Below are 17,313 nucleotides of genomic sequence, written 5' to 3' on the forward strand. Positions count from 1 at the left end.
AGCAAACATGTCATGGCGGCGCCAAATCTCAATTCGTCACCTGCCGATCGCCATTCCCCTCTCATCGACGGGCATGGACGCGTTCACACGAATCTGCGGATCAGCATAACGGACCGCTGCAATATCCGCTGCTTTTATTGCATGCCGCAGGAGGCCGTTCAGTTCGTGCCGCGGAATGATCTGCTCACATACGAAGAGATTGAGCGATTCGTGCGGGTTGTCGCGAAACTTGGCGTCAACAAGATTCGCCTCACGGGCGGAGAGCCGCTCGTGCGCAAAGACGTGCCCGAGTTGGTGCGACGTTTGGCCGCGGTCGAGGGAATCACCGATCTGGCGCTGACGACGAATGGAATGCTGCTCGGCGAATTGGCGGGCCAACTTCGCTCGGCCGGATTGCATCGGCTGAACATCAGCCTCGACACGCTGCGCGAAGAGACATTCCAGAAGATTTCGCGCCGCCAAGGGATCACCCGTGTGCTCGAAGGGATTTTCTCCGCCAAGCAGGCCGGCTTTACGCGAATCCGTCTTAACGCCGTTTCAATTCGCGGCCTCACCGAGGAAGAGGTCGTGCCACTGGCCCAATTTGCTCGGCAGCATGGGCTCGAATTGAGATTCATCGAATACATGCCGCTGGACGCCGACGGCCGATGGCAAATGGATCAAGTCCTTTCGGGCGATCGCGTCCGCGCGATGATCGAGCAACAAGTCGGACGGCTCGAACCGCTCGCGGTCGACGATCCGAGCCAGCCCGCGACTGACTATCGCTACCTCGATGGCGGCGGACGGGTCGGCTTCATCAACCCCGTGACTCACTCGTTCTGCGGCAATTGCAATCGGCTGCGGCTCACCGCGGAAGGGCAAGTCCGCAATTGTCTCTTTTCGACCGTCGAATGGGACGCCCGAGCCATTCTTCGCGGAGGCGGCAGCGACGACCAACTCGTCAAGCTGGTCCGCGCGTCGATCGCGGCCAAAAAACCCGGCCACGGCATCGATACGCCCGATTTCGTCAAACCGCAGCGGGCCATGTATCAAATCGGCGGTTAGCAAAACATGTCGCCGCGTCGCATCTATCTCGACAACGCCGCCACGAGTTGGCCGAAGCCCGAGGCCGTTTATAAGGCGGTCGAGCGGTATCAGCGCGAGATCGGGGCCGCGGCCGGGCGCGGTTCGTACGCCGAGGCGCTGGAAGCCGGACAATTTGTGGATCGGGCACGAGCCGGCGTCGCGCGGCTGATCGGCGCCGGCGACCCGCGGAGAATCGTCTTCACAAATAGTGGCACCGACGGTTTGAATCTCGCGATCCACGGCTGGCTCGAGCCAGGGGATCGAGTCGTCACCACGGCCGCGGAGCACAATTCGGTGCTGCGGCCGCTGAGCGAGCTGGAACGCCGCCAAGGCGTGCGCGTCAAGCGCATCGCCTGCGATGCGGCCGGGCGTGTCGATCCAGACGATCTGCGCAAGGAAATGTCGCCCGAGACGAAGCTCGTCGCCGTCGTCCACGCGTCCAATGTCACCGGTGCGATTCAGCCGCTGGCGGAGATCGGGCGAATTGCGCATGAGTACGGCGCGACGCTGCTGGTCGACGCCGCGCAATCGTTGGGGCATCTGCCCATTTCGGTCGATGAACTGTCGATCGATCTGCTGGCCGCCCCTGGACACAAGGGCCTGCTCGGACCGCTGGGGACTGGGATTGTTTATTTTCGGCCGGGGATCGAGTCGCGGCTCAAAAGTTTTCGCCAAGGAGGCACCGGCACGCGGAGCGAGGAACACTGGCAACCCGAAAGCCTTCCGGATAAATACGAAGCGGGGAATCTGAACGTTCCCGGACTAGCCGGCCTTGCGGCTGCGATCGAATTCCTTGAATCGCGAGGAGTTTCCTCGATTCGCCAGCACGAATCGTTCCTGACCGACCGCTTTCTTGGGGGATTAAGACAAATCCCAGGCGTCTACGTCTTTGGACCCGCCCAGGCCGCAGACCGCGTGGGCGTTGTCAGCCTGCGGATCGACGGTTATGATCCGCAAGAGGTTGCTGCGGTGCTCGATGCGACTTATCGGATCCAAGTCCGTTCCGGTTTGCACTGTGCCCCACTCTTGCACAAGGCCCTTGGAACCGCGGACGGTGGCGGAACGGTTCGGTTCAGCTTCGGCGCATTTACTTCCGAAGATGACGTTGACGCATCGTTGGCGGCGATCGCGGGAATCGCCGCTTCAGCAGCGGCCCCAATTAGCGGAAAATCAAGTGTGAAACCAACTTCATGAACGACAATCCCTGGTTTAAGGATGGGCTTCGGTTTCAATGCACGCAGTGCGGCGATTGCTGCACTGGAGCGCCTGGTTACGTATGGGTGAATAAGGCGGAAATCGAGGCGTTAGCCGCTAAGTTGGGGATCGACGTCGGCGATTTCCAGCGCAAATATGTCCGAGAGGTAGGGGTGCGGAAAAGCCTAGTCGAGTTTGCGAACGGCGATTGCGTCTTTTTTGACGGACAAACCCGCAAGTGCAAGGTTTACGACACCCGCCCTCGGCAGTGCCGGACTTGGCCCTTCTGGGAATCGAATATCCGCTCGGAGGAGGCTTGGCGACAGACCTGCGAGGTCTGTCCCGGCAGCGGGACCGGCCCCTTAGTTCCGCTGGAGAAGGTCTTGGAACAGGCGGCCGTCTTCCGACTATGATGGCGGCTCGGCACTAGCATGCCCCCGCTTCCGATCCTCCGACATGCTGTCGGTCGAGTTTGGCTAAAAAGGATTGCCCCGCTCGAATCATCGAATGCTCAATCTGGATGAAGTTTTCCGATTAGAGCGCCGATAATGGTTGGCAGGAGTTTCCTGGAGGCAGGAGTTTGCGCAACGGCGATATGCTGGCCGCAATCGCCCGCCGCGAAGGGAGCGCCTTTGGCGGAGAGTCGCCGTGCGAGCGCTAAAAGCCTTTGTAGCGAGCGACTTACGTTCAAGAATCCGGGAAACCGATTGAAGTCTCATCGCTAAGTTCTTTGACAACTGAAAGTTACTGCCGATGATCCGAAGCATCCGCTTCGGATCCTGACTATACTCCGCGCCTAACGATGCGGTGATTCCGGGATTTGGATCGCCGAGTTTGTGCTTGACACTACTTCTTATGCCACCTACACTTGGAGCATGACGAAGGCAGCGGAAACTGGTCTCGTGTTGGCCTTTTTCCGTCGCAAGTTCTCGAGAGGAGAATTAAAGTCGTGACCAAGAAAGAAATCGTCAAGACGATCTCCGAAGAAATCGGACTGACTCAACTCAAGACCAAGGAAATCGTCCAGAAGACGTTTGACGCCATCGTGGAAACACTGGTCGAAGAGCGTCGCATCGAGTTGCGGAACTTCGGAGTATTCGAGGTCAAGCAGCGGGCGGCCCGAAAGGCCAGGAACCCGCGAACCGGCGCGAAGGTCAATGTGCCGGAGAAATTTGTTGTCACCTTCAAGCCGGGCAAGGAGATGGAGGAGCGGGTTCGCGAACTGGAACGTCAAGCGGCCGCCAGGGCGGCGGGCCAGGCGATACCCCAACCAACGGTCCAGCCAGCACCCAGCGACATGCCGGCCAGCAGGCCGGCAACGAGCGGAAATACTGAACCAGCAGCAGCTTACGGCGCTCATCCGAGCGCGCAGACTTAGCCTCAACGATCATTAGCTTGCCAGGGCGGCATCAGGCAAGATTCGACTCGGAATTCGACCCCGATGGGCAATGAGATAAGGGCGGAATTACCGCTCGTTCGCGACAGATTCCAGAGAGATTTGATCTCGGCGCGGAACGCTGAAATCGTTAATGTTCGCACGGAGCCTCGTATTGTCGGCAATCAGGCCGTTCGGCCCGAACGGCAACCCCGGTGTTCAAGATAGTTTACGTCAATGCAGCCTAAGTAGATACGCAGTGGCCGGCGAAGCAGTCCGACTCATCCAACGCTTCACGGCATAGGTCGTTCGACCTAAGCAAATCAGCTAATTCAGATCGATTCGTCTTTCGTTGCTTTGGAGTGATGGCATCGCTGAAGGCATGCGCCGTCGCGCGATTGCGCTGCAAGAAAACCGCGGCGTGAACAATCGCTCGCCAGGTGAGCGTCGAGAGCGAGAGCAGGAAGCTCAAGGTATACCGATCAGGTTCCGCGCGCGGCGCGGCGTACTGACTCTCAGGGAGGAGTTGTTCAGATGCGCAGGCTACTTTTGGCAGCGACGATTGGGCTTTCGCTCGGCGCGACCAGCGGCTGCATTCTTCCTGCTTACAGCGGCGATCCGCCGCGGCGAACCGCCGAATTGCTCAATACATCGGAGGATCTTCGCCTGTTGCTCGACGAATGGGAGCGATTCTGGTTCCTCGATGAACCTTCGCACATGACCGAATATCGGTCGCATGGCGGCGTTCTCTAATCCGGGTCCCGTCGCCGGCAATCGGTCGCGGAACTCGCCGGAGTTCAGCCGGCGTCATTCCGTTGTCGGCCTCGGAATTCTGGCAATTCCGCAACATCATTTCGTCGCGCTACGTGTCCCGGCACTCGTTGCCCGCCGCCGCTTCGACCGGTACATTGGCATCTGAGTTGTCGCCTTCCCCCGGCGGCCGACGCGATCCCTCGCATTTGAGCCAATTGTCGTTGTGAGCAGCACTGCCTCCGTCGTCGACCTGCATGTCGAATTGGGCCGTCTCCGTCTGGCCAACCCCGTCATCGTGGCCTCGGGAACGTTCGGCTACGCGCGCGAAATGGCTGGGTTGGTTGATCTTAAGCGGCTGGGAGCGATCATCCCGAAAACAATCACTCACCAGCCGCGCGCCGGAAACGCACCCTGGCGCACGATCGAGACCCCGGCCGGAATGCTCAACTCGATCGGCCTCGATAACGACGGCCTCGAGGCGTTTGCCGCCCATCACATGCCATATCTCGCTAGCCTCGGAGTGCCGATCATCGTCAGCATTGCCGGGCGGACCCATGATGAATTCGTCGAAATGGCGGCCGCGCTGGAAGGCGTACCCACGATCGCGGCGATTGAGGTGAACATTTCATGTCCGAATGTCAGTCATGGTGTCGATTTCGGCACCGACGCGAGGATGTGCGAGCGAGTCGTGGCCGGTGTCCGCGATGCGACCTCGTTGCCGATCATTGCCAAGTTGACGCCGAATGTCACCGACATTGCGTCGATCGCCGTGGCTGCCGCCGCCGGCGGAGCGGACGCCATCTCGCTCATCAACACTTGCCTCGGCGTGGCCGTCGATTGGCGGCGCCGCCGGCCGCTCTTGGGCAATGTTTTGGGCGGCTTGAGCGGGCCCGCCATCAAGCCGATCGCTCTGCGGGCCGTCTATCAGGTCGCCCAAGCCGTGCGGACTCCCATCATTGGGATCGGTGGAATCGCCACGGTCGACGATGTGATGGAATTCCTGGTGACTGGCGCATCGGCCGTCCAAATCGGCACCGCAAACTTCTATCACCCCACGACCTCGACGGAAATCCTCGACTCCTTACCGGCCGCTCTCGCCGAACTCGGCTGTCGTTCCGTCAATGACGTAGTCGGCACCCTACAAAAACAATGAACCCGAGCCTTTCGCACTTAGTCCTTGGTCCATAGTCCTTCCCCCGTCCCCAGTCCCATGCCATGCGTGTACTTTCGGGCATTCAACCGACGGGCCGATTCCATTGGGGAAACTATTTCGGCGCGATTCGGCAGTATATCGACTTGCAACGTGAAGATGCGGCGTTCTATTTCATCGCCGACCTCCACGCGCTCAACAGCGTGCGCGATCCGGCGGCGTTGCGCGGTTGGACGCTCGACGCGGCCATTGATTTGCTCGCGCTAGGGCTCGACCCCGAGCGGGCGGTGTTGTTCGTGCAATCCGATGTGCCGGCGGTGAGCGAACTCTGCTGGATCCTGATGACCGGCGCGCCGATGGGGCTCTTGGAGCGGTGCCATGCCTACAAGGATAGGAAGGCGAAGGGCTTGCCGGCCGACGCCGGTGTGTTGGCGTATCCGGTGCTGATGGCGGCCGACATTCTGGCCTACGATTCGGATACGGTGCCCGTCGGCGAGGACCAGGTGCAACATATCGAGGTCTGCCGCGATCTGGCGGCGAGCTTCAACCATCAATTCGGCCAGGTGTTCACCATGCCCAAGGCCAAGCTGCTCGATGCCTCGAAGAAGGTGCCCGGCATCGATGGCGAAAAGATGTCGAAGAGCTACAACAACACGCTCGAGGTGTTCGACGACCCCAAAGCGCAGCGGAAGAAGATCATGCAGATCGTCACCGATTCGCGGCCGATGGAGCAGCCGAAAGAGCCGGAGAGCGACTACTTGTATCAACTCTTCTCCCTCGTGGCGACCGAGGCGGAGCGCGACGCGATGGCCGCGCTATACCGACGCGGCGGTTTTGGCTATGGTGAGGTGAAGAAAGCCCTGGCTGACGCCGCGGAGCGGTTCTTCGCCGCGCCTCGGTCCAAACGGGCCGAACTCGCCGCCGATTCCAAGACGGTCCGAGAAATACTAGCCGACGGCGCGAGCCGCGCCCGCGGCAAGGCCGAGGAAGTTTTGCGGCGAGCCAAGCGCGCCTGCGGGCTCGCGTCAGCGACATGAACATCATCGGCATCGGGACCGACATCACGGAGTGCTTGCGGATCGCGCAGATGATCGAGCGCCACGGGGAACTGTTCATCACGCGAGTCTACACGCCAGACGAGATTCAATACTGCCAGAGCCGCAAGCAGGCGACGCAGCATTTCGCCGGCCGCTGGGCAGCGAAAGAAGCGGTGCTCAAAGCGGTCGGCACGGGTTGGCGTCGCGGCATAAGTTGGCGCGACGTAGAGATTCGCAACTTGCTCGGTGGAAAGCCGCAGGTCTCGCTGCATGGCGGCGTGCGCGACGTTGCCGAGGACCTCGGCATCGGCCAAATCCTTATCAGCATTTCCCACTGCCGCAGCCACGCGACGGCGTATGCCCTGGCTCTCGAGCGAATCGAAGGCGAAGCGGACGAGTGACGAGGGGCGACAATCGTTAGAACGGAACGTCGGCACTTACGGCATTTTGATGCCCGACCACAGTTGCAACGGCAGCGAACTTCTTCTTGGCGGCGGATTTCTTCTTTGATGTCTTGGCTCTCTTCGTCGCTGGCTTTTTCGCCTTGGCGGGCGGTTTGGCCGACTTCTTCTTTACCGCGGCGGCCGGTCGGGTCGCCTTGCGGCGCGCCTTCTTTGACGGCCCGGCCGCGGCCCGCTCGGCGAGCAGCCGCAGAGCCAGTTCCTGGGTGACCTCTTCGGGCGTCGTATTCTTGGGAAGCGAGGCGTTCGTCGTACCGTCGGTCACGTACAGCCCGTAACGGCCGTCGAAGAGTTGAATCTTCTCGCTGGTGACCGGCGACGCATCGAGCACTTTGAGCGGCTCGCGCTTGGCGCCGAATCCCCGGCGGGCCGCCTTGGGCTGCGCCAACAGTTCCAGGGACTGCGACAAACTCACGTCGAGCGGTGAAAGGTCGGCCGGCAGGGAGCGCGTCTCCGTGCCGCTCTTCACGTAGGGCCCGAATTTTCCATTGAATACGACGATCGTTTCACCTGTCGTCGGATGCGCGCCCAATTCGCGGGGGAGCGAGAGCAGCCTCACCGCTGTCGCCAGGTCGATATCCTCGGGCCGCATGCCCTTGAGCAACGAAGCATTTTTCGGCTTATCGTCTTCCCCAGCCGCGGCACGCTGCACGTAGGGACCGAATCGTCCCGTCTTTAAATAGATTAGCCGGCCGGTCTCGGGACAAGTTCCCAGCGGCTCTTCCGCTTTTTGCGATTGGTCGAGCAGTTCGTTGGCGCGGTCGAGCGTCACCTCGTCGGGCGCCAGCCCCTCGGGCAAAGCCGCCCGCCGCTCTCCCTGCTCGAGGAATGGCCCATAGCGGCCGACGCGCACGTAAATCGGCTCTTGCCCATCGATCTCAGCGATCTTTATCCGGCTCACGTCGCGGGCTTGAATTCGATCGCCGATGCTCTCCAAATGCGGTTTGAGTCCGGTCTGCCCGTTCCCAAAATAGAAGTGCCGCAGATAATCGACGCTCTGCGCCTCGCCGCGGCTGATGGCATCGAGGTCATCTTCCATTTGCGCCGTGAATTGATAGTCCACCAGCCCTGGCAAGTGCAGCTCCAAGAGTTGCGATACGGCAAATGCAACCCACGTCGGCACGAGCGCAGTGCCCTTCTTGAACACGTACTCGCGATACTGGATCGTGTCGATAATCGAGGCGTATGTGCTCGGCCGGCCGATTCCCATTTCTTCGAGCGTCCGAATCAGCGCCGCTTCGCTGAAGCGGCTCGGCGCTTGAGTGAGATGCTCCTTGGGAGTCAACTCTCGGCAGGAAATTGGGTCGTCTTGCGCGACGGCCGGCAACAGCGCCTCTCGATCGGCCAAATCCCCCTCCGGATCGTCGGAGCCCTCGACGTACGCCCGCAGGTAGCCGGGAAACTCGATCGTCTTGCCGCTCACCTGAAACACAGCGCCGTCGCCTTCGATCGTGATTGTCATGCGCCGGCCGCGGGCATCCGCCATCTGGCTGGCGACGGTTCGTTTCCAGATCAAGTCGTAGACCTTGAATTCATCGGAACCCAACTGGCCGCGAAGTTGTTCCGGAAAATCAAACGGATGCCCCGCCGGCCGGATCGCCTCGTGGGCCTCTTGGGCGTTTTTCACCTTGGTCTGATAGACTCGCGGTGAATCGGGCAAGTACTCGCGGCCATATTGCTCGGCAACCAGATCGCGGGCCGCGTCGATCGCCACCTTAGCGAGGTTCGTCGAATCGGTCCGCATGTAGGTGATGTGACCGTTCTCATACAGGCTCTGCGCTGCCTGCATCGTGCGGCGGGCGGTGAAACCGAGCTTGCGGTTGGCCTCCTGCTGGAGCGTGCTCGTCGTAAACGGCGGATAGGGCTTCGAGGTATACGGCTTGTCGTCGATCTTGGCGACGCGAAACGAAGCCTGGCGAAGCCGCTCGGCCAACTCGTTTGCCCCCCGGCTGTCGAGTAGCAGCAGCTCTTCGTTCTTCAGCTTTCCGGTGGCCGGATCGAAATCCTTTCCCTCCGGAATCTTTCGCCCGCCGACGGAAACCATTTCCGCCTGAAACTCCTGCCCGCCGGCATTCGCGAATAGGCCAAGCAAGTCCCAATAGGCGGCCTCGTGGAAGGCCATCCGCTGCCGCTCGCGCTCGACGATCAGCCGAACCGCCACGCTTTGCACCCGCCCGGCCGAGAGCTTGGGGCGCACTTTTTTCCATAATAGTGGCGAGACCTCATAGCCGTAGAGCCGATCGACGATCCGCCGCGTCTCCTGCGCCCGGACAAGGTCCGCGTCGATCTCGCGGGGATGCGAGAGGGCGTCTTCAATCGCCTCTTTGGTGATTTCGTGGAATACGAGACGATGGACGGGCACCTTCGGCTTGAGCAGCTCATTGAGGTGCCAACTGATGGCCTCCCCTTCACGGTCCTCGTCCGTCGCCAGATAGAGATCCTTGGCGTCTTTCAATAGCCCCTTGAGTTTGCGGACTTGGGCAGTCTTCTTGGGGGGAACGATATAGAGCGGGGCGAAATCCTCAGCCACATTGACTCCCAGCCGCGACCATTGCTCTTTGCGGTACTCATCCGGAATCTCGGCGGCCTTCTCGGGCAAATCGCGAACGTGGCCGATGCTGGCCTCGACCGTGAAACCGCTCCCCAGGAATTTGCTGATCGTGCGGGCCTTGGCGGGTGATTCTACGATCACCAGCGATTTACCCGAACGCCCTGTAGCGCGTTTTGCCATGCGAGGAGCCAAAGATGATCGAGAGGTTGACGTGCCTGTTAAACTTTAAGGTCTGCGGGAAGTTGTCACTAAATATCGCCGCGCGGCGCTCGATTTCTGAGCCAGCCGGTCTGGCGCACGGTTAACCGGTGCAGATGCTTCGTTGCACCGTCGCCGGCAGTCGTAATAATTGGTAAAATTGGTCAATTCGGCCTTTTTCAAGCGGCGCGATTGGGATTGCATTTGCCGGCTTGGCTCTTAGAATCACTAGGCTTATGTGACCCAACTGCCGTGCCGCAAAGGCTTTTCCGCGCGAGCACAGCGCCCCATTGGCGGTCCAATCGCCGGGTCGGGCAGGTAAACGCCGCTATAATCGCATAACCGTCACAGGCCGTCGTTGTCAAGCCGTCTTCCCATCGCGGCGCGGCGGACCTCTTTAAAGGAATACTCCACATGGCAAGTCCTTTTTCCATTTTTCGCAAGAACCAGCGGCTGATGTTGGCCGCCGTCACCATCCTCTCGATGATTGGCTTTGTGTTCTTCGTCCCGTTCGGGCGAGGTGGCAACGGCCCGCGCGGAGGCGGGCAGGGCGTCGAGGTCGCCACCTGGAAATTCGGCACGATCTACAAATCCGACGTCGATAACCGCCTCTACGCTCGCCGCTTGGTGAACGAGTTCATCCAATACGCGTTTAGCGAAGCACGGAGCAAAGGTGGATTCCTGACCGGACGCCGTCCGCCCCAACCATTTCCGAACGACGCTTCGTCGATGCTCACGACGATCCTTTTGCAGAAAAAGGCCGAGCAAATGGGGATCGCCGTGAGCGATGCGGCGATCAACGACTTCATCGACACGGAAGTGACCGACAACAAGCTGAGTGGCGCGGAAGAGTTGGCGATCCTGCAAAAGTTCAACACCCCTACGCAAACCCGCTTGTCACAAGATCAGCTTTTCGACGCCCTACGGTTTGAGCTGCAGGCCAGAAACCTCGAACGATTGCTCATCAGCGATGTTGGGAGTCCAGGCACGCCCGAGCAGCGCTACGACTATTTCAGCCGCCTTTATCGAAAGGCGACCATTCAGGTCATGCCGGTGGCGGTCAAGGACTTTGCCGACAAGGTCCCAGACCCGACGGACAATGAGCTGCGGGCGTTTTTCGAGAAGTACAAGGACGATCTCAGCAATCCAATTAGCCCCGAACCAGGATTCAAGGAACCGACTCGCGCCAAGTTTCAGTATTTCCTTGCCAAGCAGGAAGACCTGATCAAGGAAGAAAAGCCGAAGGTCACCAACGACGAGATAAAGGACTATTACGAGAAGCACAAGGAGCAGTTTCGCAAATCGGCTGACGAAGGGACCGACTCCTCGGACAAATCCAAGAAGCCGGATACCAGTGCCAAGCCCGACGCGGCCATTAAGCCCGATGCGGCCGGAAAATCCGACCAGAAGTCGGACACTACCGAAAAGAAGCCCGACGTCAGCGCGGGCGGGAAAACCAACGAGCCCGGCAAGGATGCGGGCAAGGACGCGACCGGTGCCGCTCGGTCAGCCGAGAAGCCGGCACCGGACAAGGATGCGGGCACAATCGGCAAACCGGCAGCCGCCAAGCCTGCGGATAAAGAGCCGGCGGACAACAAGGCGCATGACGCCAAGGCTGCGACGGGGAGCGGCAAGTCCGCCGCGCTCGCGCCATCGTCCCGGCATCGTGCCGAAGTAGAGTTGATCGCTTTGGCGGACGGACCTCCGCCGGCTGCTCCCGCCTCTGGCGCAGCAAAAGACGGCGTGAAGCCGGATGCAGCGCCGCCGGCGACCAAGACCACCGACAAATCGCCGACAGCCAACAAGCCCGTAGCCGGCGCTGCTAACGTTGGCGCGAACGGCAAATCTCCGGATGGCGAAAAGCCCGCCGCGCCCAAGACGGAGGGCCCAAAAACGGAGACTCCCAAGAGTACAGTGCCGGGAACCGGTAACCCCGATGTGGACCTCAAGCCCAACGAGGCGCCGAAGAAAATCCCGATCGTCGAATACGAATCGCTCGACAGCGAAAAGGTCCGCGATGAGATTCGCACGAGCCTCGCTCGCGAAAAGGTGGGCCAGCAAATCGACGATGCGTTCAAGGCCCTCTCCACCGAAATCTCGACCTATCGGCGGAAGCATTCGGCTTGGGCAGTCAAGAAGGAAGGCGAGGCGCCGACACTACCGGACTTTCGCGCGCTGGCCAAGGCCAAGGGGCTGAAGTTCGAAGAAACCGGTTTGATTTCTGCCCAACAAGCTTACGACACGACGGAACTCGGTAAATCGTTCTCTTTCAACGCGAGCGCGGACGGACAGCCGCAACAGGCCTACTTCGTGCAGCAGGCGTTTCACGCCAACATTCCCAATTACAGTCCCTACACGATGTTTAGCTCCGACGACGAGTTGAACTTTCTCTGGTGGCGGGTCGATTATCGCGAAGCGTTTGTCCCGGACTTCGAAAAAGTAAAACCGGAAGTCATCGAGGCCTGGAAGATGGTCGAAGCCCGCAAGCTCGCTTTGGCCCAGGCCAAGGAATATGCCGATCAGGCGAACAAGCAACACTCCGAATTGAAGGAGATGTTTCAGTTCGAGAAGAATCTCCACGTGAGCCCGATCGGGCCGTTCACCTGGATGAGCCAACTGTCGGTGGCCCAAAATCCAGAGCAACCGGCCCCGTTGCAAATGACGCAACTGTCCGGCGTCGATAAGGCCGGCGATGAGTTCATGCGGACCGTATTTGGTCTCGATGGCGGCTCGGCCGGCGTCGCGATGAACGAACCACAAACGATCGCTTACGTGATCCAGGCAATCAGCTTCGATCCAGCGGAAACGGTTTTTCGCCGCGAATTCCTCAACCGCATGGCCAATCCGTTCGGCGACGTTTCGCTGCAAACTGCGCAGGGGGATGCATACCAGGCCCTACGAGCCAAGATGAGCGCGATCCGCGCCGAATTCGACTTCAAACCCGCGCCAGGCACGACAGCCCAAGCCGCAACTCCCTCGCCCAGCGGTGACGACAGCGACGATTGAACTCCGAACTGGCTAACGACACGGTTTCAGCACCGTCACGCCGAGCGGCGGGAGCGTTAGCTCGATCGAGTACGGGCGGCCATGGCTGGGGATGTCGGTGGCCATCACTCCCGCGCCGTTGCCCAGATTACTGCCGTCGTAGAACGCCGAATCGCTGTTGAAGATCTCCTGATACCAGACCCGCTCCGGCACGCCGAAACGATAGCCGACGCGCGGCACGGGGGTAAAGTTGCAGCAGACGAGCACGAAGTCGGCCGGGTTCTTCGCTTTCCGCAGCCAGCAGAGCACGCTGTCGGCGTAGTTGTGGCAATCGATCCACTCGAAGCCCGTGTAGTCGAAATCGACTTCGTGCAGGGCCTTCTCGCGGCGATAAAGCTGGTTCAGATCAGCGACGCACTTTTGCAAGCCCTGGTGCGAACCCCATTGCAGCAGATGCCATTGGAGGCTCGTCTCGTAGTTCCATTCGTTCCACTGGCCGAAGTCGCACCCCGTGAACAGCAGCTTCTTGCCCGGATGCGTCCATTGGTATGAATACAAAAGCCGCAAGTTGGCGAACTTTTGCCATAGATCGCCGGGCACCTGGTCCAAGAGCGATCCCTTGCCGTGAACCACCTCGTCGTGCGAGAGCGGCAGGGTGAAATTCTCGTGGAAGGCATAGATCAAGCTGAAGGTCAGCTCGTCGTGGTGATATTGGCGATGGATCGGCTCGTGGCGGAAGTAGCGCAGCGTGTCGTTCATCCAGCCCATGTTCCACTTCAAACTGAAGCCAAGCCCGCCGACATATGTGGGCCGAGAAACGCTCGGCCAGGCGGTCGATTCCTCGGCGATCGTCAGCACGCCCGGATACTCCTGGTGCGAGAGGACGTTGAACTCCTTGATGAACGAAATCGCTTCGAGGTTTTCGCGGCCGCCGAATTGGTTCGGGATCCAGTCTCCCGGCTGGCGGCTGTAATCGAGGTAGAGCATCGAGGCGACCGCGTCCACGCGCAGCCCGTCGATGTGATATTTGTCGAGCCAGAAGATCGCGTTCGAGAGCAGGAAGTTGCGCACTTCGTTGCGCCCGTAGTTAAAGATCAGCGTGCCCCAGTCGGGATGCTCTCCCTTTCGCGGATCGGCATGTTCGTAGAGGCAGGTGCCGTCGAAGCGGTATAGCCCGTGCCCGTCGCGCGGGAAATGCGCCGGCACCCAATCGATGATCACGCCGATGCCATTTTGATGAAGCTGATCGACGAGGAACATGAAATCCTGCGGCGAACCATATCGGCTCGTCGCCGCGTAATAGCCGACGGTCTGATATCCCCAGCTTCCCGAGAACGGATGCTCGCTCACCGGCAGCAGCTCGACGTGCGTGTAGCCCATCTGCCGGCAGTAATCCACGAGCTGCGGAGAGATCTCGCGGTAGCTCATCCACCGGTTCGGATCGTCTCCCGGCCGCCGCCAACTTCCCAGATGCACCTCGTAGACCGAAATCGGGGCATCGAGCCCATTAGCCTTAGTGCGGTTGGCGATCCAGGCCGCGTCGTTCCATTGATAGGTGTCGAGGTTCACGACCTTCGAGGCGGTCCGCGGCGGCACCTCGGCGGCGAAGCCGTAGGGATCGCTCTTGTCGACGATGTTGGCCCCTTGCTTGACGCGGAATTTGTAGATCGTCCCCTCGTTCAGCCCCGGAATGAACAGCTCCCAGATACCGCTGGGAATGTGCTTCCGCATGGCGTGGAATCGGGCGTCCCAATTGTTGAAATCGCCCACGACGCTCACGCCGGCCGCATTCGGCGCCCAAACGGCGAAGTTGATTCCCGCGACATCGTCGATCGTCCGCAATTGCGCGCCGAGCCGAGTGTAACTCCGCAAGTGCCGACCCTCGGCCAGCAAATGCAGGTCGTAATCGGTTAACAGCGGAGGAAAGGCGTACGGATCGTGAATGGTGGTCTGCTGACCACGCTGGTCGGCCGTTCGCAGCATATAGGTTCCGGCATGGGGTTGGTCGGGCATAGGACAGATCGCTTCGTAAAGGCCGGCCGGGTGTATCCGCCGCATCGGGAGCGTCTTGGAATGGGCCTGATCGACGACCCACACCTGGGTGGAATTCGGAAGGAATGCTCGAACGGCCAGAGCGCGCCGCCCGGAATCCATGACCTCGTGAGGCCCAAGGATTTCGAACGGGTTCTCGTGGCGGCCTTCGACCAGTGCCCCTAGTTTATCCAAAGCAACAGAGGTTCGCACGGTGTCGCTCCCTTCAGAAATCCTATGCCGCCAAATCCGCGGTCGGATGCATTTCGTCTAATCAAGCCACGGGGCGCGAAAGAGGGGTGAACCGATTTCTCGCGACCGAAGCCAAATCCTCTCGAATAGCCCGCAAATGGCACGCCGCCACTTCAGCATTTGCGGATTTCGTCGGCCGTGCTCGGAGAGCGAAGTGCGTCCGGCGGCGAGGCTTGCGGCTTCGCACGCGGTCCCGACGCAGGCAGCGTCTCCTACATACCCGACGCTGCCAGCGTTGGAACGATCGCCCCCAACCCCGTTCGCCGCTTGTTCATGCGGAGCATCCAGCCGCCATTGGCGACACTCGACGCGATGAAACTCGAGCGCCCGATCCACCCGCTGCCACAGGTCCCGGTTTTTGACCGGCACCATCTCCCCATGCCGCTCCCACTGCCAGCCGTTCTCGCGCCAGTCGTTCAGCCCGTCGCTGATCCCGCGGCTGACGTAGCGGCTCGGCGTGACGAGCGTCACTCGCGCCGGCTCGTCGATCGCTTCCAGGCCGCGCACGACGGCCAGCAGCTCGAGCCGCTCGCCGCGCACATCCGGCTCGCTGTCGGCAATCTCGACCTTCGACGAGCCGTCGACGGCCTCCAGGACGAATCGCCAGTCGCCCGGCTGATCGCTGGGCGCGGCGGGAGCCGAGGCAGAGAACAAGAGATAATGGGGCGCACGCGCGCTCATGGGACGGCAGCCGCGACTCGGGTGGGGAGGAAAACCGATGTCTGGTCAACGGCCTTCAGGAGGAGCCGATGACCAATCGCTTTCACTTATCGTCAACGGCTTCGCGGCTTCGCTAGCTTAAGCGCGCGCTGCAGCACTGTTCGCTGAGGGCGACGCGCGGTAAATTCGCTAGGTCAGGCATTTGCCGAGTGTCAGTGATCCACGCGCCGCCGTTTCGTTTTCGATTATGCCGAGCGCTCCGACTGAATCGATTGGCGACGAGCGTCTGTTCGCAGCGTTGAATCGTCGCTTCGATGTCGTTTCCACAATCGTCGAGATCGGCGGCAAGCGATTTGAGATTCTTCGGCCGTTCAGTGCCGACGACCTGATCTCCGAAGCGGAATTCAACCGCGACGAGCGGTTGCCTTACTGGGCCGAGTTCTGGCCCAGTTCGATCGCGCTGGCCCAGCGGCTGGTGTCAGAATCGGGCCAGGGGAGGTCGCTCTTGGAATTCGGCTGCGGCACGGGACTCGTGGCAACGGTGGCCGCGAGCGTGGGATTCGACGTCACCGCGACTGACTACTATGCCGATGCGTTGGAGTTCGCTCAACTAAACGCGCTGCGAAACCGTGCGGCTATTTCCGCGACTCGTCATGTCGATTGGCGCGATTTTCCCGAAGATTTGGGGCGGTTCGACGTGGTAGTCGCCTCCGACGTTCTCTATGAGCGCCCGAACGCAGCGTTCGTCGCCGCCGCATTCGCCGCAACGCTAAAGCCCAACGGCCTCGGCATCCTGGCCGATCCGCAACGCCAGAATGCCGCGGCATTTCCCGTAGAATGCCGCCGCCGCGGGCTGGAAATCGCCGGCACGGCAGCGATCCAGATCGAACATTCGGCCAAGCGGCAGTTCATCGATCTCTATGAACTCCGCAAGGCATGATGCACCTTGTTCTTGCCATTCTTAGGGCGGGGTGCGAAGATTGCTGTAGCGTTGGAGGCATCGCATGACCATTCTCAATCCAGAACTTATTCAGGCGCTTCAACAAGCGGGCGGCGGACCTGTCACCGTCGTTAATCCCCAGACCGGGATCGAATACGTTGTGGTTCGTGCGGACTTGTACCAGCGGGTCAAATCGCTGTTTGAGACGGACGATCTTTCCAGCGAGGAAAAGCGGCTTCTGCTGGCTGAATCCGGCAAGCGGGCCGGTTCGGACAGCCCCGAAATGGACGAGTACGACGACTACGACGCCCATCGCCCATGAACGTCCATCGCGGCGAGATCGTTCTTGTGCCCGTTCGCTTTTCGTCTGGCCAAGGGCAGAAGGTCCGTCCCGTGCTGGTCGTCCAATCGGACCACAATAACGTTCGTCTCGCGGATACGATCGTCGCCATCATCACGAGCAACATCCGGCGCGCAAACGTTGAGCAAACGCAAATTCTGATCGACGTTGCCGCGCCCGACGGACGACAAAGCGAACGACTGCACACGATTCTTCAAGCCGATGTCCAACGAAAGATCGGGTCGCTATCGGCTGCGGCAATGCAGCAAATTGACGCGTGCCTGAAGGTATCACTCGGAATAATCTGATCGCTATCTCAGA

At 60.5% G+C, this 17,313-nt stretch carries 15 protein-coding genes; 12 read left to right on the forward strand and 3 right to left on the reverse strand.

Translation table 11 applies throughout. The features are described from left to right. Nucleotides 1-12: 12 nt before the first annotated feature. The 8 genes from moaA to acpS all read left to right on the forward strand — a co-directional run bounded on the left by moaA (nucleotide 13) and on the right by acpS (nucleotide 6,975). Nucleotides 13-1,044, forward strand: coding sequence for a GTP 3',8-cyclase MoaA (moaA, locus tag VGY55_19090; protein HEV2972086.1), 1,032 nt, complete (start codon nucleotides 13-15; stop codon nucleotides 1,042-1,044). Nucleotides 1,045-1,050: 6 nt separating this feature from the next. Next, nucleotides 1,051-2,259 (forward strand): aminotransferase class V-fold PLP-dependent enzyme, encoded by a 1,209-nt coding sequence (locus VGY55_19095; GenBank protein HEV2972087.1) that lies wholly within the window; start codon nucleotides 1,051-1,053, stop codon nucleotides 2,257-2,259. Further along, nucleotides 2,256-2,672 carry a YkgJ family cysteine cluster protein gene (locus tag VGY55_19100; GenBank protein ID HEV2972088.1) on the forward strand — a complete coding sequence of 139 codons (417 nt, stop codon included), beginning with the start codon at nucleotides 2,256-2,258 and terminating at the stop codon, nucleotides 2,670-2,672. The genes VGY55_19095 and VGY55_19100 overlap by 4 nt, the downstream gene beginning before the upstream one ends. A 536-nt stretch (nucleotides 2,673-3,208) precedes the next feature. Continuing rightward, nucleotides 3,209-3,637: an HU family DNA-binding protein gene (locus tag VGY55_19105; protein HEV2972089.1), complete on the forward strand. Its 429-nt coding sequence runs from the start codon at nucleotides 3,209-3,211 to the stop codon at nucleotides 3,635-3,637. Between the two features lie 531 nt (nucleotides 3,638-4,168). Continuing rightward, a complete protein-coding gene (locus VGY55_19110) occupies nucleotides 4,169-4,387 on the forward strand; it encodes a hypothetical protein (protein HEV2972090.1) in 219 nt (72 codons plus the stop codon). Between the two features lie 214 nt (nucleotides 4,388-4,601). Further along, nucleotides 4,602-5,540, forward strand: coding sequence for a dihydroorotate dehydrogenase (locus tag VGY55_19115; GenBank protein HEV2972091.1), 939 nt, complete (start codon nucleotides 4,602-4,604; stop codon nucleotides 5,538-5,540). Between the two features lie 62 nt (nucleotides 5,541-5,602). After that, nucleotides 5,603-6,574: a tryptophan--tRNA ligase gene (gene trpS / locus VGY55_19120; protein HEV2972092.1), complete on the forward strand. Its 972-nt coding sequence runs from the start codon at nucleotides 5,603-5,605 to the stop codon at nucleotides 6,572-6,574. After that, nucleotides 6,571-6,975: a holo-ACP synthase gene (gene acpS / locus VGY55_19125; protein ID HEV2972093.1), complete on the forward strand. Its 405-nt coding sequence runs from the start codon at nucleotides 6,571-6,573 to the stop codon at nucleotides 6,973-6,975. Before trpS ends, acpS begins: the two co-directional genes overlap by 4 nt. A 16-nt stretch (nucleotides 6,976-6,991) precedes the next feature. Here acpS and topA read toward each other — a convergent pair whose 3' ends face one another. Continuing rightward, the gene (gene topA / locus VGY55_19130; GenBank protein HEV2972094.1) at nucleotides 6,992-9,766 is read right to left on the reverse strand and encodes a type I DNA topoisomerase; all 2,775 of its coding nucleotides are present in this window, start codon (nucleotides 9,764-9,766) and stop codon (nucleotides 6,992-6,994) included. A 432-nt stretch (nucleotides 9,767-10,198) separates the two neighbouring features. Here topA and VGY55_19135 point away from each other — a divergent pair, with 432 nt between their 5' ends. Continuing rightward, nucleotides 10,199-12,790: a hypothetical protein gene (locus tag VGY55_19135; GenBank protein HEV2972095.1), complete on the forward strand. Its 2,592-nt coding sequence runs from the start codon at nucleotides 10,199-10,201 to the stop codon at nucleotides 12,788-12,790. 12 nt (nucleotides 12,791-12,802) lie between these two features. Here VGY55_19135 and glgB read toward each other — a convergent pair whose 3' ends face one another. Together glgB and VGY55_19145 are read right to left on the reverse strand one after the other, a co-directional pair. Beyond that, complete coding sequence (glgB, locus tag VGY55_19140; protein HEV2972096.1) at nucleotides 12,803-15,013, reverse strand: 1,4-alpha-glucan branching protein GlgB; 2,211 nt, start codon at nucleotides 15,011-15,013, stop codon at nucleotides 12,803-12,805. 57 nt (nucleotides 15,014-15,070) lie between these two features. Next, complete coding sequence (locus VGY55_19145; protein HEV2972097.1) at nucleotides 15,071-15,733, reverse strand: RNase H family protein; 663 nt, start codon at nucleotides 15,731-15,733, stop codon at nucleotides 15,071-15,073. Nucleotides 15,734-15,959: 226 nt separating this feature from the next. On the opposite strand from VGY55_19145, the gene VGY55_19150 reads away from it, so the two are divergent. The 3 genes from VGY55_19150 (at nucleotide 15,960) to VGY55_19160 (ending at nucleotide 17,300) form a co-directional block, all read left to right on the forward strand. After that, entirely contained in the window at nucleotides 15,960-16,652 is a 693-nt protein-coding gene (locus VGY55_19150; GenBank protein ID HEV2972098.1) for a methyltransferase domain-containing protein, read from the forward strand. Between the two features lie 64 nt (nucleotides 16,653-16,716). After that, a complete protein-coding gene (locus VGY55_19155) occupies nucleotides 16,717-16,974 on the forward strand; it encodes a hypothetical protein (protein ID HEV2972099.1) in 258 nt (85 codons plus the stop codon). Next, the gene (locus VGY55_19160) at nucleotides 16,971-17,300 is read left to right on the forward strand and encodes a type II toxin-antitoxin system PemK/MazF family toxin (protein HEV2972100.1); all 330 of its coding nucleotides are present in this window, start codon (nucleotides 16,971-16,973) and stop codon (nucleotides 17,298-17,300) included. The genes VGY55_19155 and VGY55_19160 overlap by 4 nt, the downstream gene beginning before the upstream one ends. Nucleotides 17,301-17,313 lie beyond the last annotated feature (13 nt).

The sequence above is a fragment of the Pirellulales bacterium genome (genome assembly GCA_035939775.1).
GTDB lineage: Bacteria > Planctomycetota > Planctomycetia > Pirellulales > DATAWG01 > DASZFO01.